This window comes from Facilibium subflavum, from assembly GCF_003574485.1.
Classification (GTDB): Bacteria; Pseudomonadota; Gammaproteobacteria; order Francisellales; family Francisellaceae; genus Facilibium; species Facilibium subflavum.
Genome location: NZ_QLIT01000108.1, coordinates 1 through 1,559 on the forward strand (window position 1 = coordinate 1; position 1,559 = coordinate 1,559).

Here is a 1,559-nt window from a genome sequence, read left to right on the forward strand (position 1 = left end):
CATCATTTCTCTCAGCATCATTTAGCATTGCAAAATGCCATTTAGGGATTTGCACACCTGACTTTGATAATTGAGGATCCTCCCGACATTCCATTTTATATAACTAGGCTTCGTCCACATTAAGCCAAGAATGGGTGGCTTTTGCACGAGGGTATGGAAAATCAAGCTGTTTTTCCTTTAATTGAGTATCTTGCCTCATTATCATCTCCTAACATTGACTGGTTAATTTATCTAAAATTTTGACATCATGCGCGTAAGTAACCACGAAAATTTACTGTACACGAAGAAAAATTTGCAAATTGCTGCTTGAAGCGTTATTTTTTCTTGATTTGCACAACATGAAAAAGCACCTCAAACAGCTGACGAACAGTTTAAAGGAAATTTTTAACTGGCACAAATCAAGATTAGATTGTTTTGCTAATCTTCTGGTTAGCCTGATCTCACGACAAACCGTTAATCTTGCGCATTTAGCAACTCACTTTGCAAGAGACACCAAAATCGAGTCGAATTATCGACGGATACAGGGATTTTTTAAAGATGTTGAGTTTGATTATGATGCTGTTGCAAAGTGGAGTGTTGAGCAAATGCTCAGCCAGAAAGCAAAGTTCTATCTTGCGTTGGACAGAACCAATTGGCAATTTGGTAGTACAGATATCAATATTCTTATGCTCTCAGCAGTTCATGAAGGTGTTGCTATTCCATTGTATTGGGAAATGCTGCCGCATAAGGGGAATTCCAAGTCTGAGGTGCGTATTGACTTAGTGAAACGCTTCATTGAGCAGTTTGGCACAGGATGTATAGCTGGCATTTTAGGAGATCGCGAATTTATTGGGGAGAAATGGCTAAAATGGTTGGATAAAGAGTCCATTCCATTTGTTGTTCGTGTAAAGCAAAACCAGCTAACCACAAACTCCCGAGGACTTGAAGTGGATGTTTCAGCACTGTTTTATGGTGTCAAAACACATGAAATTAAAAGCATTGAGGGCAAAAGGAAGTTCTCAGGGCTTGATGTTTACTTTGCGGGTACAAGAGATGTTAATGGTGAATTGTTAGTTGTTGTTAGCAATTCAGAAACCATTGAGCAGTTGGTGCCCACGTATGGTATGCGCTGGGAAATTGAAAATCTTTTTCAAGCACTTAAAGGCAGGGGATTTAACTTTGAAGATACGCATTTGAAAGACTTAAACAAAATTTCCAAATTAATGGCACTGCTTACTGTTGGCGTTGTGTGGGCACATAAGGTTGGTGAGTACAAAGACGCCAAGTTAAAGCCAATCAAACGGAAAAAACATGGTAGATTACAGTCTAGCTATTTCCGATATGGCTTGGACATGATTGCTAATGCTTATCAAAGAGCAGCTTTTAGCATAAGAGACTTTAAGCTTTGTCTTAAAATTTTAAACCGACCGCTACAGGAGCTACTCAAATGAGAAAATCATCGTGTACAGAGTTAATTTATACACCATTTAGATATCCACCATTAAAACATGGCTCACGGTTTGGATCCATGTATGACAAATCATTGTGGTATGGATCCACCAACAAAGAAACAGCGTTAG

At 38.7% G+C, this 1,559-nt stretch carries 1 protein-coding gene; it reads left to right on the forward strand.

All coding sequences use genetic code 11. The features are described 5' to 3' along the window. The first annotated feature begins 338 nt into the window (after positions 1-338). Complete coding sequence (locus DNK84_RS07220) at positions 339-1,430, forward strand: IS4 family transposase (RefSeq protein WP_119343878.1); 1,092 nt, start codon at positions 339-341, stop codon at positions 1,428-1,430. Positions 1,431-1,559 lie beyond the last annotated feature (129 nt).

Excerpts from the sequence above, each read along its gene's own strand:
- DNK84_RS07220 (WP_119343878.1), top strand. The coding sequence starts at position 339 with ATGAAAAAGCACCTCAAACAGCTGACGAACAGTTTAAAGGAAATTTTT.